The sequence below is a fragment of the Pseudomonas azotoformans genome, from assembly GCF_900103345.1.
In the GTDB taxonomy this organism is placed as follows: domain Bacteria; phylum Pseudomonadota; class Gammaproteobacteria; order Pseudomonadales; family Pseudomonadaceae; genus Aquipseudomonas; species Aquipseudomonas azotoformans.
Genome location: NZ_LT629702.1, coordinates 3,820,461 through 3,843,841 on the forward strand (window position 1 = coordinate 3,820,461; position 23,381 = coordinate 3,843,841).

The window sequence follows — 23,381 nt, forward strand, 5'->3', positions numbered from 1 at the left end:
AGCACGAGAGGAGGTGATGGTAAATCGGGGGAGTTCAGCGGGCGAGAGATTACTAATCTCCCGGGGGAGCAATTTTCTCAATAGCACCACTAGCCTCTTTCTCACGGCGGGTTTTTATCGTGGATTCTAGATCGTTGACATGCCTACGTGTCAGCTGGCCAGGCAGCGAAAAGGAGAGAAGCATTGCCAGACAAGCCAAGAAGAGTAAAACGCATTCCACGCCCGTCTGAACCGCTACCGGCCAGCCTAGCTTCAGGGTCGCGAGAAAGGACAGCGCCAGCACAAGGAGGTAAAGATAGAAAAGTGCAGAATGCTTCTGCAAATCCTGCTTCACTTGAGCAAGGTAAAAAGTGTCCTGTCGCCAGTTTCGGCCCTTCAAAGCTCTCTCACTCCCAACAATCGCCATCACGGCAACCAGAAAGCCGGCCAGAATTGAAAAAACCGTCACAAGAACAGAAAGCGCGTTGCTGTTGTCGTGGTAGTTGGGCTGGAACTGCCAGGCAAAGAAAATCGAGATTGCGATACACATAAAAACATATCCGATCTTTCGCCAGCTCAACTTTCTTGGAGACGCATTCACTGCTTCCACTGCCCTTTTTTAAGCAATTCACTTCGATAGGTCATCAGCTCAGTGTAGACCTCGGTGTTGATCAGGTCGTTCGCGCCGCTCCTGCGAAGGAGTCGAATTGATTTAGTTGGCGTAACCTCGTTCAGGCGTATCGGAGTTCCTTTCTGAGTGATTACAGTCACTTCTACCCCCTCTTCACTCTCTTCAAGAACGTCCTCACCAACATTGAACATTGCTTCAAGGACAATGCCTTCCGCCCGAGACCCACCTTTTGCACTAATTACAGTGCTCACCTGGACCTCTCCCCAGTGCTCAGCGAGCTGCTGCAATTGATTCTCGCTTACGTCCTCAGAAAATGCACTTTTCAGAGTCCCCACAAAGGACTTCAGTTTACCCTTCACTGAGGACGGTGCTTCGCCTAATGCATCGGTAGCCTGATACATGGTAGTGCCCAGGCGAAGCTCTTTAATTCCTTCGGCGGCAAGTACCGACTTAATGTCCTGATTGGTTACCTTTTTTAACTCGAAAGCCGCGGTTTCGCTTTTCAGACCTGCCTTAGTGAATAATTCACGAAGGTATGCTCCGACAGTTGCCACCCGAAAAGGCCCCTCCGTCACCAGGAGTACATCGTTCTCCTCAATCAGAACAAAAGCATCGGCATGCTTGAAGGCGCGATCAGTAGGAGCGCTGGTGGATTGATCATTGTCATAGGCCGCAGCGACTTTAATCCCAATAGTGGTCATCTGCTCGCCAGGAACGCCGGCCCCAATCGCCAACCTTAATGACTCACCAGTTTTTGTTTCACGATGACGCACGCTTACAACCCCAAGCGTTGACATGCTTATATCTGTTTCGTCCATACGCCCAAGCTTGGTCATAGCTTGTCGCACCAGCTGCTCGAAATTCTTTGCTGGAGCTGCCCCTTCGAGGTAGGCAACACGGACGTAGTGAATGGTTTTATGGGCAGGACGACGGGACACTCGCAATTACTCCATTTGCTGGCAGATGGCTTCCATCCTGTAGGAATACCTTGTAAAAAGCCACAAATCGAGATGAACCATTAGTCGAAGTGGATGCATAGCAAACAGTTGCGATGCATTAATTTTTTCCTGAGCAATTCTCCTTACGCAACATCCGCTTGGGGAGAGAAACTCAACAGAATCGACGCCCCCTAATAAAACAGGGCCAACCCCTCCTCAACAGCACTGCCCACAAGCCAGTTTAATACTCCCTACTCCACAAACGTACGGCGAAGGCATCTCGGCTGTCCTACTCGCATGCACCGAGCGCCTACGGGCCTCAGGCGAAGGTGCTGATCATCCTTGACCAGATAGTGCATCGCATAGTGGACATGTGAACGGGCCTCCTGATCATTGCGATGAATTACACCGACTCCCAGCCTTCCCTCGAACCTATCCTTGTCCTGGTTGCAGCTATCGAAATACCCCCGCCCCTGGGTCACACGCCCCCATAGCTCACCAATCTGCCGTGCCTTGTAGATATCCCCGCGTATCTCTGCACCATTAAAGAAGAACGCAGCGTGGATGTGATAGCCCCGTCTTTCCCCCTGCTCCACTGCGCAGATAAAGCCGGTCTCATACTTGAAAATCGGATTGCGTTCACGCTCGGCGACGAACCTGTCCAGATCATCAAATACTTGCTCAACACGCTGCCTGGCTTGAGACACCCTGTGGTAATACAGATTGACCCTGACTACGACGGTGCGAGCGTAGCGATCCAGCACAGAGTCCGTATATTCACTGACCCTACTTTCCTGATCCCCTGCCTGGTAACGACGGTCACTTCTCTTGCGCCGATACCATTGCTCCCGAGTCAACTGACGAATCCTCACGACCAGTAGATTCATGCTGCCGCGATGGTCCAGATAGGCTGTTCTCTCTTCATTCAAGCAGACGGGACCGACAGGGCTACGCTCGATCCCGATATGCTGACAAGCCTCCCAGAACGCCTGCAGGTGCTCGCTGTAGCGGTATCGGGAGCGCTCATCAAACAAGTCGATCATTTGCTGGATATCATCGAAGTACCGGGAGAGCCTGGTCGGCAACATCTTCTCGTGACCTGAGCGTGGGACACTGAATCGGAACGCCGGAATATCATGTTGCTCGATGACTTTTACGAGTTGCTCAATCCGGATGGCGATATCGGATTGAGATAGGCTGGTTTGAGCGCTGCTGGTCATGTCTGTGTACCTGGTTGTTGTTTTCATACCAGATACCGTTTGTGCATTTTTTAACCGGCGGCCTACTCCCCAAATGAGCCGTGATCACTGGAGATTGATTACTCTCTGTTCGGTTGCTTACTGATGTCTGTTTATTGATTATCTGGAAGCTATATAACTAGATACAGCTCTGCCGGTAGTGAACGCTCCCGCTCCAGACGGCCTAATCAGAAAGCTATTGCCAAGCCAGGCAGGAAATTGACCAATCGGTCCCATGGGGGAGTTAGCTGAGAACCGCCTGTTCATCATTCGGCATAAAGGCCAGGACCGTCTCTTTGCCGGTCCTGGCCTTTATGCTTGATAGTCCAACCCCTTATCAAATCTCACACGCCCAGATCACGTGCCTCGATCCTGGCCAAGATCCAGTCGTGCACTTCTCCTTCGACCCAGCCAACGCAGCGATCTCCCAGCGAGACTGATTTTGGGAAGGTACCTTCGTCGATGTACTTGTAAATGGTAGACCGGGCCAGACCGGTCGAATTCATGACGTCTTTCAAGCGGATTATTCTCATGAACGGGGCTCCTCTGTTCGTTCAGAGGATTGGCAGGGACGGTAAAAAACTACCGTTCACCGGCGTGCTATTTCGCCAGTAGTATCTGCCCCAGCACATCAACAGACAGTTCACCTCCTGGCGGAGTCAGCAAGCCATACAAACATTGTTCTTCCTTGGATACCGCCGCTAAATCGGTAATTTCTCGAACCTCCACCAGATTAAAAAGCCCACGCTCTACTACATGCAGCGTTTCCGAAAACGCTACGCCAATACGAGGCAACGCCAGAACCGCCCGAGAAGGGTAGAATCCGCCCTTAAAAGCCTTATGAACCGCCTTCCGCACGGGGAGAAGAACGTAGTCCATCGATTTGAAATCAATGCCGGCTATCAAGGGCGATTTGCCCTTAAACCAGCCATTTCTGACATGATTCGCCATGTGATCCGCCTGATCGCACAAGTAGCTGGCAAGCAACTCAGAGCTCCCCGTATCGACAGCACCTGCAAGCAAATCGAGTTTAATTAACTGAACGAGTCCTGGTTTACCCCCACTGCGCATATCCCAATAGTGAGACAGCAGGTATCCAGCATACCAATCCAGCCTGCCCCTCAAAAAACTGGCCAGCCCCTTTTCGTGCTGATCATCAAAGAACTTACGAACACCAATATAACGTTGATTAAACGCCTCCTGCGCTGATGTGAAGATGTCATCCACGTGATCAATCGTGTCCTCCTGTCCAGGAAACCGAGTAACCGACACCAGCAACATCGGCAAGCTCTGTCCACAACTCAATTCCGAGTGGTGCAGATTGAGGTAGTAGATGCTTTTTGTTTTCTTGAAAATGACAGAGCCCGTCGCCCCCGGAACGTAGGCGCGAATCAAGCCACTATCGAGCAAGGTCCTAACTCGGTTTTTCAAGCGCACCTGGCTCAGTCCGGTTATCCGCGCCAGCTCAGCGCTTCCCAGATCCCTTACAACGCCAAATCGGTCTGCGCGAATCAACAGTGCAGCAAGCAGTACGCGATTCACCACGCTCACTCGCCCCTGCCCTCTGCTTGCCCGCACCTGAGCAAGAGGAGCAGTTGCTCTCTGTTCATCTTGCTGTGTGGCGATAGCTGATCGTTGATCAGCCACCTTGAGCTCATGCTGTAGCAGGTGGCGAATTACCTTTTCGTGAACAACCTCTGCCACGTCGTGTCGAGCAACCTGCTCTGCGTAGCTTGCGTCTAACTCATAGTGCCTTTTGGGGCGACCTTGCCCGCTCACCACATCTCGGCGAACCAATACCCCAGCAGCAACCAACGAATTTAAAGCCGTGCCAGCCTGGGTATCGGAGATTCCAAAACGCGCCGCCAGCTCCTTAACGCCCGCACTAATACCTCTAGGAACCAAACCGAGCTCAGCCAAACGGATCAGCAAATATTTCGCCTCAGGGCTGATTCCATTCGCCTCACTGCGCAGCACCGCAAGCAGTATATCGTTCACAAAGTCATCCAATACCCATGAGTGTTTCGATATTTTATCTTAATAATTACAGACTGTTTTTTATAAAAAACAATTACTTAGTAATTTACCAAGTAGATTACTAAGTAATAGAATGAAAAAAATCTAGATGGAAGCGCCATGGACAATCAAAAAGCAGACAGCTACTGGCTCAATCTGGAAGACCCAACTCAGCGCGAATGGGCTCGGAAACACCTACACAACAAGGGGGCGATATACCTAGACCAGCCAATCACATACAAGAGCCTCGATGGATGGCTGCAACAGGAAAGGGACAAAGACTCCGCACTCCTGGTGAGAATGCAGTCGGCCTGGGGCCAAGTTCAGCGAAGGAAAGAGAGCAAGCGGGCAGGAGAGAAAGCATGCAGCTTCGTACTTTCATCTAAGGCAAAGCGTCACCTGGATACGCTGGCGAAGCAGAACAAAGCCGGCATTAAAGATTTCCTTGAGACCCTACTCTCTGATGAGTACGAGCAGGCGAGCCAACAGAAAATCGCGACCAGGGACGCCGCCAAGAAGGCCGCAGAAAAGGAAAAGCTACTAAGGAAGAAACTTGAGGCCATCAACTCCGCTCTCCATGAGTGCATTACAGAACTGACGCAGCGCACCATAATGATGGAAACCGAAAACCTCTCAATCGACGACATCTCTGAAGAGCAAAAGAGCCGAAGCGCAGCGCTTCACTCGGAAACACTAAAAAAATTTATCGCCAAACCGCCGATGCTCCCTCGGGATGAAGTGTTTCCTCGCAGCATGGAAAGACAAACGTAGCCGAGACCCACGATGCGAATAGCACAAGCTCTGTTAGCGATGCTGGCCGCCCATCATGCCCCCCCCCAAGCCACCAAGCAAATCACATTGGCATTCCAAATGGCATTCCAGCCAAAAAACAAAACCAGACTTTCGTTTTTAAATCATAAGGTTGCGCTTCCTGTTCAGATTACCCCGGCGCATCAACAGAATCCGCCCAGTGCGGGTTCTGTTGTCTCTAGGGTTTGAAAAGCCCGACAGGACAGACCTTCAGAATTTTCCTTCAAGCTATCGCGCCCTTGATGAACTAGCGCACCCCGCGCCACAACGCTAACTTCCTCCCGTCGCTCCTAATCAGCGACCGGCTTTGACAGGCCGAAAAGTGTAATCTTTCACACCCCTTGATAAGACGGCATGCTTTACGCATTCCGCCTCGTTCATGGCGGCTGTGCGTGGGGCATCTTCGGGTGCGCCGGGTTCCTACACTTCCGGTCTGTCAACCCGCGTACAGCTGCCACCCATTCCTGTTTGACAAGGGGGCGGTAGCTCCTTAAACAGTGTGGGAGCTTCATCATGAAAAAGATCACCCCCAATCCCCCCTCCACAACCCTCTTCACCCTCGCCCCAGATCTCTCCCCCGAAACCCTGCTAATCCAAGCCAGCGAAACCCTCGCCTCACTCAACGCCGTGACCACCGACCTGGCCTTCGAACTCGAAGGTGCCAGCCGTCATAAGCTGCTGGCCAGCCAGCAATTGATCGTGCTGAGCGAACTGTTGGTAGAGCGAGTACTGGTCCTCACCCAAGACACACAAGCGTTCCAATAATAAAAAAGGCCGAGGAAACTCGGCCTTTTGCTGTCATCTGCCTCAAAAATCCCAGCGCGTCGTCACCATCACATTGCGCGGGTCACCGTAATACGCCGAGTCATAGAACCCGATATTGGTGAAGTACTTCTTGTCGAACACGTTGTTGACGTTCAGCGTGGCCGACAGGTTCTGGGTCAGCTGATAGCGCGCCATCACGTCCACCAGCCAATACGGGTCCTGGGTGAATTTTTCCGAACGACCGCCTCCCGGATAACCCCAGTTGCGTACGGTTTGCCAGCCCGCGCTCTGCCAGCGCGTGCCGCCGCCGAGGGTGAGTTTGTCCAGGCTGCCTTGGAGTTTGTAACTGGTATAGAGGGTGACCTGATCCTCGGGCTCCCAGGTCGCCACTTTCTTACCATCAGCATCGCGGGCGATCTTGTGGGTGTAGCCGGCTTGCAACTGCCAGCCAGGGGCGAGTTCGCCGGAGATTTCCGCTTCGTAACCTTTGGTTTTGCTCTCGGTGCCCATGTACGAATAGTCGACGGCCGGTTGGGAGTTCCAGGCGGTATCGGCGATCGGGCGATTGGTCTCGTGTACTTCGAAGTAGGCGAGGCTGGCGTTCAGGCGGCCATCGAAGAATTCGCCCTTGAGGCCGATCTCGTAGTTTTTGCCTTCGTCCGGTTCAAGCATGGTGTTGGTGCGGTCGCGATACTGGGTTTGCGGCTTGAAGATTTCGGTGTAGCTGGCGTAGGCGGTGAGGTTTTCGTTGAGGTCGTACGTCAGGCCGGCGTACGGCACGACTTTGCCGCTTTCTTCGGTGTCGCTGGTGCCGGTGACTTGATAGTTGGCCACCCGCGTGCCCAGCAACAGGTGCATCGCGTCGGTCAGGCTGAAGCGTCCGGTGATGTAGGTGCCGGTCTGGCGCGTGATTTCATCACTGAAGCGGGAGGCCTTGCCCCATGCCGGTTCAATGGCTTCGCCGTGCCAGTTGTAAAAGTCATAGGAATTGTTGAAGTAGACAGGGTTACGGTAGTCCTTGCCCTTCCAGCGAGAGCTCGACACGGACTGCCCGATCACCAATTCATGCTCACGCCCAAACAGTTCAAACGGCCCCGACGCGTACACATCCAGACTGTCGCTGGTGGTGTCGCCGGTGTATTTGGCGGCATAGATCGAACTGGCGGTGGCGGAGTCCTGGGAGATGTAGCCCAGCGGCGCGTCATAGCCATTGACCTGATGGTTGTACTGGCCTTTGGTGACCCAGCCGTTGTCGAAGCTGTGTTCCAGGGTGGCGAACACGGTGTGGCTGTATTGTTGCCATGAACCCCACTTGGGCCCGTTGTTGAACGAGCGCGGCAGGTCGAGTTTGTTGCCCGTGGCGTCGAAGATGGTGCGGGTGCCGGTCCAGCTGGAACCTTTGGGGTCGCTATCCTGGTAGTCGGCGCCCAGGCTCAGCAGGGTGTCAGGGGTCAGGTCGACTTCGAGGATGCCATAGAGCACGCTGGTCTTGCGCGAGTAGTGATCGAGGAACGACTTTTTGTCCTGGTATGCCGCCACCGCGCGGCCACGCACGTTGCCGGTGTCGGTCAGGGGGCCGCTGACGTCGACCTGGGAACGGTAGTTGTCCCAGGAGCCCGCGCCCAGTTCGATGCTGCTCTTGAACTCGGAGGTCGGCTTCTTGCGGATCAGGTTGATGGTGCCGCCCGGGCCACCGGCACCGGTGAGCAGGCCGGTGGCGCCCTTGAGCACTTCGACGCGGTCGTAGATCGCCATGTCGGTCATGGTCTGCCCTGCCGAGTATTGGGCGTCGCGCAGGGTCGGAATGCCGTCGTACTGGAAGTTCTCGATGGAGAAACCACGCGAGTAATAGTTGGTGCGCTCGGTGTCATAGGTCGACACGGTGATGCCTGGCGTGTGGCGCATTACGTCATCGATGGAGTTGAGGCCGAAGTCATCCATGACCTGGCGGGTGACCACCGAGATCGATTGTGGTGTTTCCCGTGGTGTCAGTACCAGGCGCGTGGCCGTGGCGATGGTGCCCGGGGTATACGAGCCCGTGCCTTCGGTGACCGTGCCGAGTTGGTTGGCGCTGACTTGGGTGGTCTGCAACTCTACCTTGCCGTCCTGGGACAACGGCCTGGCCACCACGCGATAGCCGCCTTGCTCGCGCTCAGCCTGCAAACCCGCCGGGCTCAACAGGCGCTCCAGGCCTTCGTCCACCGAGAAATTGCCTTTCAGGCCTTTGCTCTGAATGCCGGCTGCCAGCGCCGAATCAATGCCGATCATCACGCCCGCTTGCTGCCCAAAGGCCCCCAACACGCGGTCCAGGCTACCGGGCGAAATGTCATACGCCCGAGGTTGGGATTGTTGCTGGGTAGGCGCCGCAGTGGCGGCCATGATGCTGTGGCTTGCGGTTGCCACCGATAAACCGAGGATAACGGTGCGCAAAGCGCTGACGCGGCTGAGCATAAAGACTGTCCTGTCATGAAAGGGTTGGGTGGACGCTTTTTTCTGCGTCTTACCTGTCTTGATGCTTGAGATGGGAAAACCTGCCACGCGGTGAACACTATTTTTCGGTCAGGCGGGCACGACGGTCGCCAGGTAGCCAAACACCCGCTGCACGCGCACGGGCAACACCTTGGCCAGCAGGTCGAGGCTGGCTTCGGGCTGGTCCAGCGAGAACGAACCTGACACCTGCAAACTCGCCACCGCAGGGTCGCAGCGCAGCACGCCACGCCGGTAGCGGTCGAGTTCTTCGAGTACTGCGCCGAGCGGCATGCGCTCGGCGATCAACAGGCCCTGGGTCCAGGCGTCGGCGGTGGATGGCATGGCTGCCGGCTGACTGCTCTGGAGACGATTGAAGGTCAACTGCTGGCCCAAACCGAGTTGCGTGCTGGCACCGTGCAACGGCTCGACAGAGGCGCTGCCCGAGAGCATCTGCACCTGCGTACCCTGCTGGCGAAGCAGGTCATGGCTGATGATGATCTGTGAGAGTGCCGCAGGCCGTACCCAGCCATTGGCAGTCTGGACCGCAATGTCGGCGCGCGGGCCTGTGGTCAACAGCAGCCGACCGAGGTTCAGCGCCAAGTGGGCGCCACGGATATCCACAGCGGTGCGCGTATCCAACTGCAATTCCCCGGCATTGGCCAGGCGCAGGTGCCGTCTCTCCCCGGTAGCGGTGTGGTAATCGCTGAACAGCTCCGGCAACAGCGCCCGCTCGCGCACACTCAGGCCAACGGCGGTGGCCACGCTCAGGCCGGCGAGGCCCTTGAGCACGGTGCGCCGCGACGGAACACTGCGTGCACGCAACAATTGGCGGGCGCTGGGCGCGGGCAATGTGTGCGTGTGGAGGCGCATGTCGCGGCTGAGCCCAGCCAAACGCTGCCAGGCCAACTCATGTTGCGGGTTATCGTTGCGCCACTGCTGGCAAGCCTGCTGCTCGGCGGCGCCGCAGGTGCCCGATTGCAGCGCGACCATCCAGTTCAGCGCCTGTTCCAACACGTGCTCGTCCAGAGGCTGATTATTGGCGGGCTTGAAACGGTTCATGCCGCGTAAACCGCCAGGTAGCAATGGCGATAGGCTTTAAGCATGGCTTTTTGCACCACATTCACGCTGAGGTCCATGTGCTCGGCGATCTGTGGATAAGTCAGGCCATCCAACTGGGACAGCAGGAAGATCTCGCGCACCTTGCTGCCCAACCCGTCCAGCACCTGGCCGACGGCGTCTAACGCCTCAAGCACCAGCAAACGGGTTTCCGGCGACGGCATGTGTTCGGGCTCCAGGATCATCAGCGACTGTTCATACGCTCGCTCCAACGCCTGGCGACGGAAGTATTGCCCGCATAAACGGCTGGCGACAGTCGTAAGGTAGGCTCGCGGCTCACGAAAAACCGGCACGCTGCCGCTGCTCAGGATCCGCACAAAGGTGTCCTGTGCCAGATCCAAAGCCTGCTCCTGAGCCCCCAACTTGCGCCGCAGCAACTGCACCACCCAGCTGTGGTGCTGGGCGTAGAGTTCGCCCACGACCTGATGGGCAGAAGAAGGTGAGGCCATCGGTGTGATATCCAGGGGACGGCTAAGGAAAGTCACACATGATAATACTTCTCATTAGAGACGGGTTAGGAGTTTCTTCCCTGCTTTAGGAAGGTGTTTAGCTGTCACGGATTATCGACATGGGCTACTTGCGCCGACGTAGGCCGCCGGAAAAGTCCTGCAGGTTGGCGCGACTGGGATGAACTGGCGCGGATTGAATTGCTCGAATACGCTTCAAACGACTGCTCGTCTGCCGATGATTGAACGCGATCACTTGAGCACGCACACTCCAGCACGCCAACTCACGACAAGGAGGCCGTTCATGCAAAGCATCATGTCGCCCAGCCCCCTAGTGGGCGTTGGTCTCTATACACCCAGTGAAGCGTCGCTCTACACCGGCATTCCTGCGTCAGATATTCGTAGATGGTTGTTTGGCTATCGTGCCAATGGCATTCATCATCCGGGCCTCTGGCAATCGGAACTCAGGGATGTGAACGATTGCATACTCAGTTTCCACGACCTGCTCGAAATCCGCTTCGTGCACGCATTTCGTCAGCATGGAGTGAGCTTGCAAGCCATTCGCTGCGCCTCTTGGCAAGCCTCTGAACTGTTTGGCCAATCCTATCCATTTACCTACAAACGCTTCCAAACAGACGGCCGCAACATTTTCGCCACTGTTCTGGATGAAACAGGCGACGAGACACTGCTGGACCTGATCAAAAAACAGTACGCGTTCAAGCAGGTGATCAGCCCATCGTTGTACGAAGGGATCGACTACACCGGCAAGGGTTCTGCCCAACGCTGGTATCCGATAAAACGCAGCAAGGCAATCGTCCTGGACCCCGCCAGAAATTTCGGGAAACCAGTACTGACGGGGGCCGGTATCGACACAGCCGCACTGTTCAGTGCTTATGAGGCGGAAGGACAGGATACGAAACGTATTGCCCTGCTCTATGAGATCCCCACATCTGCTGTAAAGGCCGCTATCGACTTCGAACAAAGGCATGCGGCTTGAACTTCCTTCTGGACCACAACCTGCCACCTGCGCTAGCGCGAGCCTTGAATGAGCTTTCACACGTCCATGAGCATGGCGTAGTCCCACTCAAGGATAAATTCCCTCAGAGTGCGAGTGACATTTCCTGGATATCAGTGCTTCGCGATGAAGGCGACTGGGTTGTTATCTCTCAAGATCGATTTACCAAAGGGCATGCTGAAAAACAGGCATTCCGAGACTGCGGGCTGCCCATTTTTTGCCTGGCGAAACATTGGAGCAGCGAGACCTACTGGAATAAGGCACACAATCTTGTTCGCTGGTGGCCGGCAATCATGAAGCAATCAGCGTTGATAAGGGGAGGCGCCGCGTTCAGCGTGCCGTGGCGTTTTTCTGCGCCGGGTAAATTTGACCAGATAAAGATGTAAAGCCTTCAGCGCAAAATAGTCCCTGTCTGGAATCCCTCCGCACTTCCCATTACCCTGACGCCTTCTATCAGACACCCGGAAGTCCGATACCCGTGCTCAAGCCACTCGCCATCCTCACCCTTGCCTGCGCCCCTCTGCTTGCAAACGCCGCCGACCTGGCCGGTGTCTGGACTGGCACCTTGGGCAAGTCCGCGATCACCGCGTGTTTCAACGGTGCCCACGGCGCCAATGGCAGTTACTACTACCAACGCATCCTGACGCCCATTCAGCTCACTCAAGCCAACGCCAGTGAGCCGTGGGCCGAGGAAGGGCAAACCGGGTTCTGGCAGTTGGATGAGCCGCAGGGCGACACGCTGACCGGCACCTGGAGCAAAACCCTCGGCGGTAAAAGCCTGGCGCTGATGCTCAAACGCGCGGACACCGACGGTTGCGCCAGCGATGCCTATAACAATGCGCTTGAAGCCGTGCCACCCGCGGTAAAGGTCGAGCGAAAAACCTTCGCCGAACACGCCTATCAAGTGAAGACCCAAGGGGGCCAGGTCATCCTGAAACTCGAAGGCGACGGTGCGGCCATCGACAAGATCAACCGCGAGCTCGCGCGCATGGCCATCAACCCGGACGGCCAGGCCGATTTCTACAGGGAGCGGCGCAACTCACTGGACCAGAGCGGCGGCACCACCACCAGCGAGATCGCGGTGGAACCGTTCTACTGGTCATCGCAATGGATCACCGTGCGTTTCTATCGCTGGTCGGCGGGCTACGGGCGGGGAGGCATCAGTTGGGGCCTGCACAGTTGGAACCTGCAAACCGGTGACAAGGTCGACCCCTGGACGTGGTTGGGCGGCCATGAGCAATGGGACACGCCCTACTCGGGTCAGGTCAAACTGCCGGCCGCTTTCAGCACCTGGCTGGCCAAGCAGACCACCACGGACGAAGGGTGCCCGGCCGTGACCAGTTATTCCTCGTTCGACTTGAGCTTCAACACCCAGGGCCTGCAACTGTCGACACCCGCCCAGGGCGATGGCTGCGATAACGAACTGAGCTTTACCTGGGAGCAATTGGAGCCTGTGCTGACCCCGCAAGGTAAAGCCGCACTGCCCAGCTTGATGGCGCCGTGACCTACCTTACAAAAAACCCACATTCGTTCACGAAATATTCAGAAACGCCGACGGATACTAGCCCATTGCAATGACCGTTCCCCCGGACGGTCCTCCTGCCCTGGTAGCCACATTCATGACGCGTCCCGTTCCCCTGCTGTTCCTGCTTGCTGGTCTGTTGTTCTTCTTTGCGCTGGGTAACCACGAGTTGCAAGGTTCCACCGAAGCCCGCGTGGCCGGGATCGCCATGGCCATGCACCTGGACAATAACTGGGTGGTGCCCCAGTTGTTTCGTGAACCCTTCCTGGAAAAACCACCCCTGAGCCTGTGGATCGATGCCGGGGCGATTCGCCTGTTTGGCGGCACCACCTGGGCGGTGCGCCTGGCGTCGGCGTTTGCCGGGTTGTTCAGCGTGATGCTGCTTTACACAATGCTGCGCAAGTTCTGCCGACCGCAGACGCTGGCGTTCAGCGCGGCGCTGATCCTGGCGACCATGGCCAGTTATTGGAGCAATGCCCGAGGTGTGGGTGAGGATTCGCTGCTCACCCTCGGCGTAACCACTGCGCTGCTGGCGTTTTACCAGGCCGTGCGACCCGATCGTGAAGGGTCAAGCACCGGCGCATGGGCACTGTTTACCGCCGGGATGGTGATCGCCACCCTCAGCAAAGGCGTGCTGGGCCTGGCGATGCCAGGCATTGTGATTTTTGTGTACCTGGCCAGTACCAGCGTCATGGACAAGCGCCTGCGCCTTGGCGACTGGCTCAAGCCCGCGCTGTTCACCTTGCTGGCGCTGGTGCCATTGGTGATCTGGCTGGGCTTTCTTTACCAGCGCGGCGGCATGCAAGCGGTGGCCGAAGTGCTGTTGACCAACAGTGTCGGCCGGTTCAGCGGTTCGTTTGTCGAGGCGGGCCATTACGAGCCGTTCTACTACTACATCGCCAAGCTGCCGGAGGCATTCCTGCCCTGGAACATCCTGGTGTACCTGGGCCTGTGGCACTTCCGTAAAACCCTGGTGCGCAACCGCTACCGCCTGTTCTTCAGCGTCTGGCTGGTGGCGCAATTTACCCTGCTGACCCTGGCGTCGAGCAAGCGCACGGTGTACCTGATGGCCCTCACCCCAGCCGCAGCCGTACTGGCCGCGGAGTATGCACGGGTGCTGCTGGAATGGCTGAAAGCCCACAAACCTGCGCTTTACACGCATCACAAAACCATCGTGGGTGGCGTTTTCACCCTGGCCATAGGCTGCTACCTGATCGCCGCGTTCTGGTTTGCGCCCAAAGCGGACGTGCGTCAGTCGTTCGTCCCGGTGATCAGCCAGGTTCAGGCGTTCAAGGATGAAGGCAAGGAAGTGGTGCTGTTCCAGCCCAACGAGCGCATCGCCGGGGCCAGCGTGTTCTATCTGCAGGCCTACTTGCCGATCCTGCAAACCGAGGCCGAGCTGCACAGCTACCTCGGCGCCAAGCCCGGCAACGTTGCATTGCTGGACCATACCAACGACCTGACCACCCCGGTGAAGGTGGTCAAGGAAATGGCGATCAATCGCCAGCCTTACTACTTCGTGGAGCAGTAAGGCCGGCACGGGGCATCAGTGCTTGGTGACCTTGTCCAGGTAACCCATGGCAAACGCCGAGATCACGAAGGTCATGTGGATGATCACGTACCACATCAGATGCTGCGGATCGACGTTCTTGGCGTCCATGAAGATGCGCAGCAAGTGGATCGACGAAATCGCCACGATGGAGGCCGCCACTTTCATCTTCAGCGATGAAGAGTCCATGGTGCCCAGCCAGTTGAGCTTCTCTTTGCTCTCATCGATATCCAGCTGCGAGACGAAGTTCTCGTAGCCGGAAATCATCACCATCACCAGCAAGCCGCCAACCAGGGCCATGTCGATCAACGACAGCAGCACCAGGATCAGCTCGGACTCGGCCATCGAGAACACGCTCGGCAGCAGGTGAATCACTTCCTGGAAGAATTTCAGCGCCAGCGCCAGCAACCCCAGGGACAAGCCGAAATAGATCGGCGCCAGCAGCCAGCGCGAGGCATACATAGCATTTTCGATAAAGCGTTCCATTGAATCTCACACAGCTTGGCTAGAAATGGCGGCGAGTATACCAGCCGCTATAAGACACCTGTAACCACGAGAAAACTGACCTGTGCGGCATCTGTAAGAGAATTTTTCTGCTAGTGTCGAGCCCAATAACAACTCGGCTCGATGACGTCGGACAGGAAAAACTCAGATGATGGATGTGCGATCCCCTTTGGCCAGTATCGGCCTGTGCACGGCATTGCTGCTGGCTGGCGGCTGCTCCCCCAGCGACGAGCAGAAGCAGACCACCCTCGAAGAGAAAACCGCAAAGTTCGAACACTCCCTGGACAGCATCCAGGACCCCAAGCTGCGTGACGCCGTCGCCGACCTGGGCGGTTCGCTGCTGCTGCTGGAGCGGGCGCGGGTCAAACTCGCCAGCAAGCCCATCGAAGCCGAGTACGGCGAAGACACCCTGGCCCTGCTCAAGCACTACCCCACGCCCCAGGCGCTGGTGGACACCTACATCAATGGCCTGTTCGTACTGCGCAAGACCTCGCACTCCGACTACCTGACCGACTTGCAGCCGGTGTTCCCGTTCAGCTTCAACATGCCTGACCAGTTCCCCTTTCCCCATGGCCTGGAGTGGCAGTCGGTGACCTTGAGCAACAACAAGGTCATCCCCTTCCAGCCGGAATGGTCGGAAACCGATCCGGGCATCCAGCTGAGCCCCAGCAGCTCCAACCTGACCAACCCCGACGACCTGACGGTGACCTACCCGTTCATCGACGGCATCGAGACGGAAAACAAGAGCCAGCCACAGCCCGTCAGCCTCAAGGGCACGGTGGAAGTGGTCGCGCCGGGCAAGGTGTTGACCTTTGACCTGTCGAAAAAAGACGTGGGCCACAAGCGCACCGAGGGCAACATCACCCTCAACCTGCTGCTCCTGGAAAAAAACTACGCCGAGATCGAGCTGACCAACAGCCAACCGCTGGCGCCTGAAGTCGGCGACGAATCGCCCAACCCGCTGCTGGTACAAGCACGCGACAACACCGGGCAATTCCTTACCCGCTCCGGCTCGATCAACGAAAGCAGCGCCCAGGTGGCGTTCTACGAGAAACAACTGGCCGAGATGCAAAAGCAGAAGGCCTGGTCGGAGGCGTTCGAAAAACAGCTCACCGATGAGCAGAAAGCCTTCGAACACAAACAAAGCAGCCATTACGCCAAGGTGTATTTCAATGGCGTGATCGACAACCTGCAGGTCAACGTGCTGGATTTCTCCACCGCCACTCGCACGCGCAAAGACCTCGATCTGCCAGTGATGCGCTTCGACAAGAACAGCCTGCAGCACACTGTCCAGGCCCTGCCGATGCCAGTCACCGTGTATGACGACGGCGCCGCCAGCTGGCTCAAAGACGCGAGCATGACCGAGGACCAGCTGAAAAACAGCGTCACCATCAGCCAGTCGGTCGAAGACGCCAGCGCCGCGCACATCGTGTTCGACCACCCGTTCACCTTCAATGACGACCTGGTGGGCAGCGAGCGCAACAGCAGCGAGTCGCCGGTGACCTTCTTCACCGCCGATGAAAAAGGCGAGCGCGGTGAGCCGATCGAGCTGCCCGCCGAGGCGTTTGAATTGAACCCGGCACGCGGCACCCTCACCTACGACCTGAACCTGTTCCCGGAAAACCCGGCGTATGTGGTGGGCTCGATCCCGCTGTTCCTGGCGACCATCGACAAAGCCGAAATCGACGTGGCCAAGCTGCCCAAAGGGCTGTCGCTCAAGGACAACGCGCTGATCGTCGACCAGAAGGCCTTCCCCGCCGACAGCTGGCGCTTCTACGCCAAGGACGCCAGCGGCAACTACCTCAAGGAAATCCTCGACGTCAGCCACCGCGCCGAGGAGTACGGCACGGCAATGTTTGACGTGCATTACTTCTACGGCCAGCCGACCGCCCTGGAAAGCTACCAGCGCACCGACCTGAGCACCGTGCAATACGGTTTCGAGGTCAAGCTCGACAAGCCCGAGGGCAAATAGCGATCAGTGCTGGGTGTCACCATTAAGCTGTCGCAGATGGGCCTGCATGTGCAGGCACCAGATCTGCGGGTCGCCCGCTTTCTCGTAGCCGTGCTGCGTCAGGCTGTCGACGATGGACTCCAGCATGTTTTCCGCGACGAAGGGCCCGGGGAACGGGCCTTGGGACTTGATGGTGGAAGGCTGTTCACCGGTCATTCCGGCGGCAAACAACAAGGTCCACATCCCGTTATCCCCCGCAAGAGGGCGAATCGAACATTCGATACGGGTGACCAGGCCAAAGCACTGGCGGGTAAGGCAAAGGTTGCGCGGCATGGCGGCGACCCTCGGTAGATCGGTGTTCAACCTGCGCCTGGGGCGAGGCTGTTTCTATCCAGCGACTCCTGTGGATATCCCTTGAGCACAGAATAGAAGAAAACCACGACAAACCAAGGTTGTAGGGACCAACGGGCGTTGGCCCTACAGTCGCGCCAAATTCATGACGGTTTTACCCTGTCTGTGGCGAGCGGGCTTGCCCCGCGTTGGGCTGCGCAGCAGCCCCAATAGGACCGCCGCGGTGTGCCAGTGAGATTGAATTGTCTGGTTTTGGGGCTGCTTCGCAGCCCAACGCGGGGCAAGCCCGCTCACCACAACAAGCCCGCTCGCCAGAACAAGCCCGCTCGCCACGATTCACGTCGACATCAGGTGGGCTTGGCTTGCGCCAACGCCTCCTGCGCCAACTCCTTTTCCGCCTCCTTCAGGTCATCCTCGCTGATCATCTCAGCAATCACCCGCAGGCGCTCCACTACCCGCGCATTCACCGAGCCTTCCGGGAACTGCCCTTCGGCATCCGGCTCACCGGCAGGCTCGCCCACCAACAGGCTCAACGCCTCGTCCGCCTGGCGCACGGCATAGATATGGAACTGCCCGGCACGCACGGCTTGCAGCACCTTCTCATCAAGCATCAGCGTAGCGACGTTGGCCTGGGGAATGATCGCGCCCTGTTCACCGGTCAAACCGCGCGCTTCGCAGAGGCGGAAGAAGCCTTCGATCTTCTCGTTGACCCCGCCCACCGCCTGCACTTCACCAAACTGGTTGATGGAGCCGGTGATGGCGAAGCACTGCTTGAGCGGGGTTTTCGACAAGGCCGAGATCAAGGTGCACGCCTCGCCAAGGGAGGCGCTGTCGCCGTCCACATAACCATAGGACTGCTCCAGCGCGATGCTCGCCGAGATCGCCAGCGGGAATTCCTGGGCATAACGGCTGCCCAGGTAACCGGTGAGGATCATCACACCCTTGGAGTGGATCGGCTGGCCGAGGTTGACCTCACGCTCAATGTCGACAATACCGCTGCCGCCCGGGTACACCGTGGCGGAAATCCGCGCTGGCACACCGAATGCCGAATCGCCCACCTCCAGCACCGTCAGCCCGTTGCACTTGCCCACCGCCGCACCGGCGGTGTCGATCAGGATCACCCCGGCGAGCATGTCGTCGAGAATCCGCGCCGACACGCGCCCGGTACGCGTGGCCTTGGCCTTGAGGGCGCGTTCGATATGCCCGGCATCGGTCATTTCGTCGCCGGCCAGGTGACGGATGAAATCCGCCTCGCTGACCAGTTGGAACAAGTCACCAATGCGCGCCGACAAGCGCCCCTGGTGCTCCGCCAACCGTGCGCTGTAAGTCGCCAGGCGCGCCACCGCATCCGAGGTCAACGGCGCCATGCCTTCTTCCGACGTGCGGGTTTTCAGCAATTGGGCGAACTGCTCCAGGCTTTCGTCGACCATCGGGATGTCTTCGTCGAAGTCCACCAGTACGCGGAACATCTCCTGGAAGTCCGGATCGGCGTCCTGCAACGCGTAGTACAACTGGCGCGAACCGATGATGATCACCTTGACCTGCAACGGGATCATCTGCGGGTTGAGCGTCACGGTGGCCAGGCGGCCCAGTTCGCCCAGCGGCGACTCCATCTTCAACTTGCGCGATTGCAGGGAGCGCTTGAGGGCGTCCCACACGAACGGCTCGCTGAGCATTTTTTCGGCTTCAAGAATCAGGAAACCGCCGTTGGCACGGTGCAACGCGCCCGGGCGCAGCTGGCGATAGGTGGTGTAGAGCGCGCCCTGGTCGGTGCTGTATTCGATACGGCCGAACAGGTTGTCGTAGGTCGGGTGCGGTTCAAACACCACAGGTGCACCACCGTTGACCGGATGGCCGACCACCAGGCTTGGGCAGTACTGCTCTTCGAGCAGCTTGCGCGCCTGGGCGTCGGTCTTGGCGTCGTCCACCAGTTGCTCGACCACGGTCTTGAGCAAGTACACCTGCATGGCTTGCAGGTAACCGCAGACGGCCGCATTTTCCGCGTACTTTTCCGACAGTGGTGCAAGCAAAGGCTGCAGGGCCAGGGTGATGGTTTCTTCGTTGAACTGGCGCAGTTGGTTGTTCGACTCACGCTTCCACTGCGGCAGGCTCGCCAGTTCTTCGTTGAGGCGCTCTTCCAGCTCGGAAATATCCGTGTGGAACCGCTCGCGGTCGGCTTCCGGCAGCTGCGAGAACTCAGCTTCGTCCAACGCCTTGCCATCGAGCATCGGCGTGAAGGCAATGTTGGAGCTGTCGCGGTAAAGCGCCACGTCCTTTTCCAGGGCCAGGCGTTCGATCACGTCCAGGGCCTTGTCGTAGCGCTGGTTGAAGGCGCGGTCGATGGCGCTTTTGCGCTGTTGATAAGTGGGGTGCTCGAACACCGCCGGGAAGGTCGCGACAAGGTTGTCGACCAGACCGTTGATGTCGTTGATGAACGCCGCCGCAGCGCCGCCGGGCAATTCCAGGGCGCGGGGTTCACGAGGCTCATCGAAATTATTCACGTAGACCCAGTCCGACGGGGTCTGCAGGCGTTTGCCTTCGGCCTTCAGGTAGCGTTTGACGAACGAAAAGCGGCCGGTGCCCGGCTCGCCCATGACAAACACGTTGTAACCGGGGCGTGGCATGGCCACACCGAACTGCAACGCTTCAACCGCGCGTTCCTGGCCAAGCACACCGCGAAAGGGCTCCAAATCATTGGTGGTCGAGAAGCTGAACTGTTCAGCGGAGAAAGGGCGAGTCAGCGCTTCGGGCGCTAGACGCAAGCTGGCAGCAACAGGATCAGGCATCGGGCTTCCTTACATCAGGCGGGGCAGATGACGGCATTCTGGCTCCCGGTTACGCGCTCTGGCAAGGCGCGCCTGTGGGAAAGCATAGACACGGGACGCGTCCTGCAAAAATATCGCGTCATCACTCACTGTTTTATAAAAATGCACGGAACCCTTGGAACGTGCCTAAACTCCAAATTGCGCGGGTTGGACTAATAACTGGCCCCTAGGGCGCTGCGACGCGCCTGAACCCTTGTCCATTGGTTTGCACACAAAGAGAACAAAGCTATGAAACGGATCCTTCTCGGTACTCTCTTCACCGTCGTCTCCCTCAATGCAATGGCAGAAGCACCAGGTGGCCCGAACTGTGGTTGGGGCAACATGTTGTTTGAAGGCCAGCGCGGCACTCCAGCTCACTTCCTGGCTTCCACCACCAACGGTACTTCGGGTAACGCCACTTTCGGCATGACCTCGGGCACCAACGGTTGCAGCACCAACAGCGCCCTGACTTACGGCGGCAAATCGTGGATTGCCATGAATGGCATGATGAACGAGCTGTCCGAAGACATGGCCAAGGGTAATGGCGAAGCACTGACCACCTACGCCGTGGTACTGGGCGTGGCGCCGGAAGATCGCGAGCACTTCGCGGCCGTGACCCACGAGCACTTCCAGCAGATCTTCAGCAAGGCTGACGTGACCGCTGACGACGTGCACAACAACACCATTGCTGTACTGAAAAGCGATGCCCGTCTGGCGAAATACGCTACCCAGGCTTAAGCTCGACCAGCCCGCGCCTACCAAGGCGCGGGTTTTATTTTTGGACCCGCCTCCTCCTTGGGTCTTTATTATTTCCGACTTAAGTTGCCCCTATGCTCAAACGCTTTGCCTGGATGGCACTCTTTGCCTGCGCCCCGCTGTACGCGGCCCCGCATCTTGATGATCAACGTTTGCAGCAATTGGCCAACGATCCGTTCTGGCTGTCCCTCGGCCATTACGAAGCCGGTAAAATCAGTGGCTGGCGCAGCTATGTCAGCGACAAGAAATTCTTCCTCGCACCCGATGGCGCCCACCACCCGGACGCCGAGCTCAAGGCCACCGTTGACGCGCTCTACGCGCCGGCCAGCCTGGGTCAAAAGCACGCCCAATGCGTTTACCCCGCGCGGACCCGCTGGCTCAAGGATCAGTTGCACCTCACTGACCTGCCTGCCGTGGACTGCACAGAATTCAAGCAATGGTTCAAGGACGTTGCCCCGCACAGCGCGGTCATGATCTTCCCGGCGGCCTACCTCAACAGCCCCTCGTCCATGTTCGGCCACACCCTGCTGCGCATCGACCAGGCCGACGTGCAAAGCAACAACACCGCCCTGCTCAGCTATGCGATCAACTTCGGCGCCTATATCGAAGGCTCCGACAACAGCATTCTCTACGCCTGGAAGGGCTTGATGGGCGGTTACCCCGGCCTGTTCGCCCTGGTGCCTTACCAGGAAAAACTCTCCGAATACCGTAGCCTTGAGAACCGCGACCTGTGGGAATACCGCCTGAACCTCACCCAGGTCGAGACCGAGCGCATGGTCGAGCACGTGTGGGAGCTCAAGCAGATCCAGTTCGACTACTTCTTCTTCGACGAAAACTGCTCCTATCGCCTGCTCGAACTGCTGCAAGTGGCCCGCCCCGGCCTGCGCCTGACCGAACAGTTTCCACTGACCGCCATCCCCACCGACACGGTCAAGGCCGTCAAGGATGCGGGCCTGGTGGAAAGGATCGACTACCGCCCGTCCCGCGAACGCGAGCTGTTGGAGCGCGCCAAGCCGCTGGACAGCGACGAACAGCAATGGGTGTTGAAGGTCAGCGATGACCAGAAGCAGCTGCAGGAGCCTGCGTTCAAGGCCATCGCGAAAGACCGCCAGGCCCTGATCATCGACGCCGCCTACCGCCTCGGCCGCTACCGTGCCAATGGCCTGGAGCGCGACACCGCCCGCTCCCAACGCAGCTTCGAACTGCTGCGCGCAATCAACCAGAACCCGGCGCCTGACCTCAAGATCACCCCGCCCGGCCTGCCGGAAAACGGCCACGAATCCCGCACCTGGCAAGTCGGCATCGGCACCCGCGGCGACAGGGCCTTCGGCGAATATGGCCTGCGCATGGCCTACCACGACCTCAACGACAACGCCGAAGGTTTCCCCCTCGGCGCACAGATCGAAATCCTGCAAATGAAACTGCGCCAGTACGAAGGCAACCACTGGCAGCTGCAGCAACTGGACCTGGCCACCATCCGCTCCCTGACCCCACGCAACGCCCTGTTGCAGCCGTGGTCATGGCAAGTCACCGGCGGCCTTGAACGCGTGCCCGGCAAACACGACGACGAAACCCTGGTCGCCCACGTCAACGGCGGCGCCGGCGGTACCTGGCAGTTGCGCGACGACATGCTCGGCTTCGCCCTCGGCACCGTGCGCGTGGAGCACAACAACGACTTCAGCGAAGCCATCTCCCCGGCGGCCGGTTTCAACACCGGCGTGCTGTGGAAGAACCCACTGGGCAACCTGAGCCTGGAAGCCAAGGGCGACTTCTTCACCAACGGCGAGGTGCGCCGCAGTATCAGCCTGAACCAGCAATGGGAACTGTCGCGCAACCTGGGCCTGCGTTTGAGCGCCCAACGCGAGTACAGCCACCTGTCGACGCCAGTGAATGAAGTGATGCTTGAAGTGAAGTGGTATCACTACTGACTAAAGCCTGGCCGGGATCAACATGTTGGAGGGGGCTTGCCCCCGATAGCAGTGCATCAGTCACCTATCCATCGACTGACACGCCGTCATCGAAGGCAAGCCTCCTCCCACATTGGGTCCGCGTCTATTCAGTTCCCTCTAAAAGGAGCCCCACCAACATGGCCGTTAACTGCACCAGCCTCGAAGAAGTCCGCACCCACATCGACCGCCTCGACCAGCAGATCGTCACCCTGCTGGCCGAGCGTGGCGCCTACGTCTCCCAGGCTGCGCGCTTCAAGAAAGACGCGGACAGCGTCAAGGCACCACAACGGGTTGAGCAAGTCATCGCCAAGGTGCGGGGGATATCCCAGGCAGTGGGTGCCAATCCCGAGGTCACGGAACAGGTGTATCGCGCGATGATTGCGGCGTTTATCCAGCAGGAATTGGCGGAGCATGCTGCGCTCACGGAAACTCGCTAAGAATTACCCAAATTATTCGCCTACACAGCAAACTCACAAGCCATCCTCAAGCCCCTGATTACTAAGAAGGAAATCTTGCGGTTTTTTTAGCTTTTTTGAGTCATCGAAAACTTGCTCCGACGAAGCCTCGCTTTA

The 23,381-nt window shown here is 57.9% G+C and carries 21 protein-coding genes; 10 read left to right on the forward strand and 11 right to left on the reverse strand.

Features of this window, described 5'->3' with window-relative positions:
• Window positions 1-52: 52 nt before the first annotated feature.
• From BLR69_RS17205 to BLR69_RS17225, 5 genes are all read right to left on the reverse strand, one after another.
• Window positions 53-529, reverse strand: a complete 477-nt coding sequence (locus BLR69_RS17205; RefSeq protein ID WP_071493592.1) for a hypothetical protein — start codon at window positions 527-529, stop codon at window positions 53-55.
• A gap of 47 nt (window positions 530-576) precedes the next feature.
• Window positions 577-1,548, reverse strand: a complete 972-nt coding sequence (locus tag BLR69_RS17210; protein ID WP_071493593.1) for a hypothetical protein — start codon at window positions 1,546-1,548, stop codon at window positions 577-579.
• 251 nt (window positions 1,549-1,799) lie between these two features.
• Window positions 1,800-2,768: a YagK/YfjJ domain-containing protein gene (locus BLR69_RS17215; protein ID WP_071493594.1), complete on the reverse strand. Its 969-nt coding sequence runs from the start codon at window positions 2,766-2,768 to the stop codon at window positions 1,800-1,802.
• Between the two features lie 362 nt (window positions 2,769-3,130).
• Entirely contained in the window at window positions 3,131-3,319 is a 189-nt protein-coding gene (locus BLR69_RS17220) for a helix-turn-helix transcriptional regulator (RefSeq protein WP_071493595.1), read from the reverse strand.
• Window positions 3,320-3,386: 67 nt separating this feature from the next.
• Window positions 3,387-4,784, reverse strand: coding sequence for a hypothetical protein (locus BLR69_RS17225; RefSeq protein ID WP_071493596.1), 1,398 nt, complete (start codon window positions 4,782-4,784; stop codon window positions 3,387-3,389).
• Window positions 4,785-4,922: 138 nt separating this feature from the next.
• On the opposite strand from BLR69_RS17225, the gene BLR69_RS17230 reads away from it, so the two are divergent.
• Window positions 4,923-5,573, forward strand: coding sequence for a hypothetical protein (locus BLR69_RS17230; protein ID WP_071493597.1), 651 nt, complete (start codon window positions 4,923-4,925; stop codon window positions 5,571-5,573).
• 552 nt (window positions 5,574-6,125) lie between these two features.
• Window positions 6,126-6,377, forward strand: a complete 252-nt coding sequence (locus BLR69_RS17235) for a DUF6124 family protein (RefSeq protein ID WP_071493598.1) — start codon at window positions 6,126-6,128, stop codon at window positions 6,375-6,377.
• A 42-nt stretch (window positions 6,378-6,419) separates the two neighbouring features.
• Here BLR69_RS17235 and BLR69_RS17240 read toward each other — a convergent pair whose 3' ends face one another.
• The 3 genes from BLR69_RS17240 to BLR69_RS17250 form a co-directional block, all read right to left on the reverse strand.
• Window positions 6,420-8,828: a TonB-dependent siderophore receptor gene (locus BLR69_RS17240; RefSeq protein WP_071493599.1), complete on the reverse strand. Its 2,409-nt coding sequence runs from the start codon at window positions 8,826-8,828 to the stop codon at window positions 6,420-6,422.
• A gap of 108 nt (window positions 8,829-8,936) precedes the next feature.
• On the reverse strand, window positions 8,937-9,905 hold the full coding sequence (locus BLR69_RS17245; RefSeq protein ID WP_071493600.1) for a DUF4880 domain-containing protein: 969 nt from the start codon (window positions 9,903-9,905) through the stop codon (window positions 8,937-8,939).
• Window positions 9,902-10,411: a sigma-70 family RNA polymerase sigma factor gene (locus tag BLR69_RS17250; protein ID WP_071493601.1), complete on the reverse strand. Its 510-nt coding sequence runs from the start codon at window positions 10,409-10,411 to the stop codon at window positions 9,902-9,904. Before BLR69_RS17250 ends, BLR69_RS17245 begins: the two co-directional genes overlap by 4 nt.
• 406 nt (window positions 10,412-10,817) lie before the next feature.
• Between BLR69_RS17250 and BLR69_RS17255 the strand changes: the two genes are divergently transcribed.
• The 4 genes from BLR69_RS17255 (at window position 10,818) to BLR69_RS17270 (ending at window position 14,476) form a co-directional block, all read left to right on the forward strand.
• The gene (locus BLR69_RS17255) at window positions 10,818-11,405 is read left to right on the forward strand and encodes a DUF433 domain-containing protein (protein ID WP_172832157.1); all 588 of its coding nucleotides are present in this window, start codon (window positions 10,818-10,820) and stop codon (window positions 11,403-11,405) included.
• Entirely contained in the window at window positions 11,402-11,809 is a 408-nt protein-coding gene (locus BLR69_RS17260; protein WP_071493603.1) for a PIN-like domain-containing protein, read from the forward strand. The genes BLR69_RS17255 and BLR69_RS17260 overlap by 4 nt, the downstream gene beginning before the upstream one ends.
• 92 nt (window positions 11,810-11,901) lie before the next feature.
• A complete protein-coding gene (locus tag BLR69_RS17265; protein ID WP_071493604.1) occupies window positions 11,902-12,927 on the forward strand; it encodes a hypothetical protein in 1,026 nt (341 codons plus the stop codon).
• Window positions 12,928-13,042: 115 nt separating this feature from the next.
• Window positions 13,043-14,476 carry an ArnT family glycosyltransferase gene (locus BLR69_RS17270; RefSeq protein ID WP_071493605.1) on the forward strand — a complete coding sequence of 478 codons (1,434 nt, stop codon included), beginning with the start codon at window positions 13,043-13,045 and terminating at the stop codon, window positions 14,474-14,476.
• Between the two features lie 15 nt (window positions 14,477-14,491).
• Here BLR69_RS17270 and BLR69_RS17275 read toward each other — a convergent pair whose 3' ends face one another.
• Window positions 14,492-14,980 (reverse strand): TIGR00645 family protein, encoded by a 489-nt coding sequence (locus BLR69_RS17275; RefSeq protein ID WP_016976786.1) that lies wholly within the window; start codon window positions 14,978-14,980, stop codon window positions 14,492-14,494.
• 166 nt (window positions 14,981-15,146) lie between these two features.
• Between BLR69_RS17275 and BLR69_RS17280 the strand changes: the two genes are divergently transcribed.
• Complete coding sequence (locus BLR69_RS17280; RefSeq protein ID WP_083365815.1) at window positions 15,147-16,970, forward strand: hypothetical protein; 1,824 nt, start codon at window positions 15,147-15,149, stop codon at window positions 16,968-16,970.
• Between the two features lie 3 nt (window positions 16,971-16,973).
• On the opposite strand, the gene BLR69_RS17285 is transcribed toward BLR69_RS17280, so the two are convergent.
• Window positions 16,974-17,282: a PA4575 family protein gene (locus BLR69_RS17285; RefSeq protein WP_058427690.1), complete on the reverse strand. Its 309-nt coding sequence runs from the start codon at window positions 17,280-17,282 to the stop codon at window positions 16,974-16,976.
• Between the two features lie 365 nt (window positions 17,283-17,647).
• Window positions 17,648-20,086 (reverse strand): Lon protease family protein, encoded by a 2,439-nt coding sequence (locus BLR69_RS17290; protein WP_071493606.1) that lies wholly within the window; start codon window positions 20,084-20,086, stop codon window positions 17,648-17,650.
• A gap of 267 nt (window positions 20,087-20,353) precedes the next feature.
• On the opposite strand from BLR69_RS17290, the gene BLR69_RS17295 reads away from it, so the two are divergent.
• The 3 genes from BLR69_RS17295 to BLR69_RS17305 all read left to right on the forward strand — a co-directional run bounded on the left by BLR69_RS17295 (window position 20,354) and on the right by BLR69_RS17305 (window position 23,246).
• On the forward strand, window positions 20,354-20,842 hold the full coding sequence (locus BLR69_RS17295; RefSeq protein WP_015885974.1) for a DUF3015 domain-containing protein: 489 nt from the start codon (window positions 20,354-20,356) through the stop codon (window positions 20,840-20,842).
• A 92-nt stretch (window positions 20,843-20,934) separates the two neighbouring features.
• A complete protein-coding gene (locus BLR69_RS17300) occupies window positions 20,935-22,788 on the forward strand; it encodes an Lnb N-terminal periplasmic domain-containing protein (protein ID WP_071493607.1) in 1,854 nt (617 codons plus the stop codon).
• A 158-nt stretch (window positions 22,789-22,946) separates the two neighbouring features.
• Complete coding sequence (locus BLR69_RS17305; protein WP_071493608.1) at window positions 22,947-23,246, forward strand: chorismate mutase; 300 nt, start codon at window positions 22,947-22,949, stop codon at window positions 23,244-23,246.
• Window positions 23,247-23,381 lie beyond the last annotated feature (135 nt).

What these genes read in the sequence shown, in the direction of transcription:
- BLR69_RS17290 (WP_071493606.1), bottom strand. Translation starts at nt 20,086, where the DNA reads ATGCCTGATCCTGTTGCTGCCAGCTTGCGTCTAGCGCCCGAAGCGCTG.
- BLR69_RS17230 (WP_071493597.1), top strand. Translation starts at nt 4,923, where the DNA reads ATGGACAATCAAAAAGCAGACAGCTACTGGCTCAATCTGGAAGACCCA.
- BLR69_RS17285 (WP_058427690.1), bottom strand. Translation starts at nt 17,282, where the DNA reads ATGCCGCGCAACCTTTGCCTTACCCGCCAGTGCTTTGGCCTGGTCACC.
- BLR69_RS17275 (WP_016976786.1), bottom strand. Translation starts at nt 14,980, where the DNA reads ATGGAACGCTTTATCGAAAATGCTATGTATGCCTCGCGCTGGCTGCTG.
- BLR69_RS17245 (WP_071493600.1), bottom strand. Translation starts at nt 9,905, where the DNA reads ATGAACCGTTTCAAGCCCGCCAATAATCAGCCTCTGGACGAGCACGTG.
- BLR69_RS17250 (WP_071493601.1), bottom strand. Translation starts at nt 10,411, where the DNA reads ATGGCCTCACCTTCTTCTGCCCATCAGGTCGTGGGCGAACTCTACGCC.
- BLR69_RS17305 (WP_071493608.1), top strand. Translation starts at nt 22,947, where the DNA reads ATGGCCGTTAACTGCACCAGCCTCGAAGAAGTCCGCACCCACATCGAC.
- BLR69_RS17280 (WP_083365815.1), top strand. Translation starts at nt 15,147, where the DNA reads ATGATGGATGTGCGATCCCCTTTGGCCAGTATCGGCCTGTGCACGGCA.
- BLR69_RS17215 (WP_071493594.1), bottom strand. Translation starts at nt 2,768, where the DNA reads ATGACCAGCAGCGCTCAAACCAGCCTATCTCAATCCGATATCGCCATC.
- BLR69_RS17270 (WP_071493605.1), top strand. Translation starts at nt 13,043, where the DNA reads ATGACGCGTCCCGTTCCCCTGCTGTTCCTGCTTGCTGGTCTGTTGTTC.
- BLR69_RS17205 (WP_071493592.1), bottom strand. Translation starts at nt 529, where the DNA reads ATGTGTATCGCAATCTCGATTTTCTTTGCCTGGCAGTTCCAGCCCAAC.
- BLR69_RS17235 (WP_071493598.1), top strand. Translation starts at nt 6,126, where the DNA reads ATGAAAAAGATCACCCCCAATCCCCCCTCCACAACCCTCTTCACCCTC.
- BLR69_RS17300 (WP_071493607.1), top strand. Translation starts at nt 20,935, where the DNA reads ATGCTCAAACGCTTTGCCTGGATGGCACTCTTTGCCTGCGCCCCGCTG.
- BLR69_RS17240 (WP_071493599.1), bottom strand. Translation starts at nt 8,828, where the DNA reads ATGCTCAGCCGCGTCAGCGCTTTGCGCACCGTTATCCTCGGTTTATCG.
- BLR69_RS17295 (WP_015885974.1), top strand. Translation starts at nt 20,354, where the DNA reads ATGAAACGGATCCTTCTCGGTACTCTCTTCACCGTCGTCTCCCTCAAT.
- BLR69_RS17220 (WP_071493595.1), bottom strand. Translation starts at nt 3,319, where the DNA reads ATGAGAATAATCCGCTTGAAAGACGTCATGAATTCGACCGGTCTGGCC.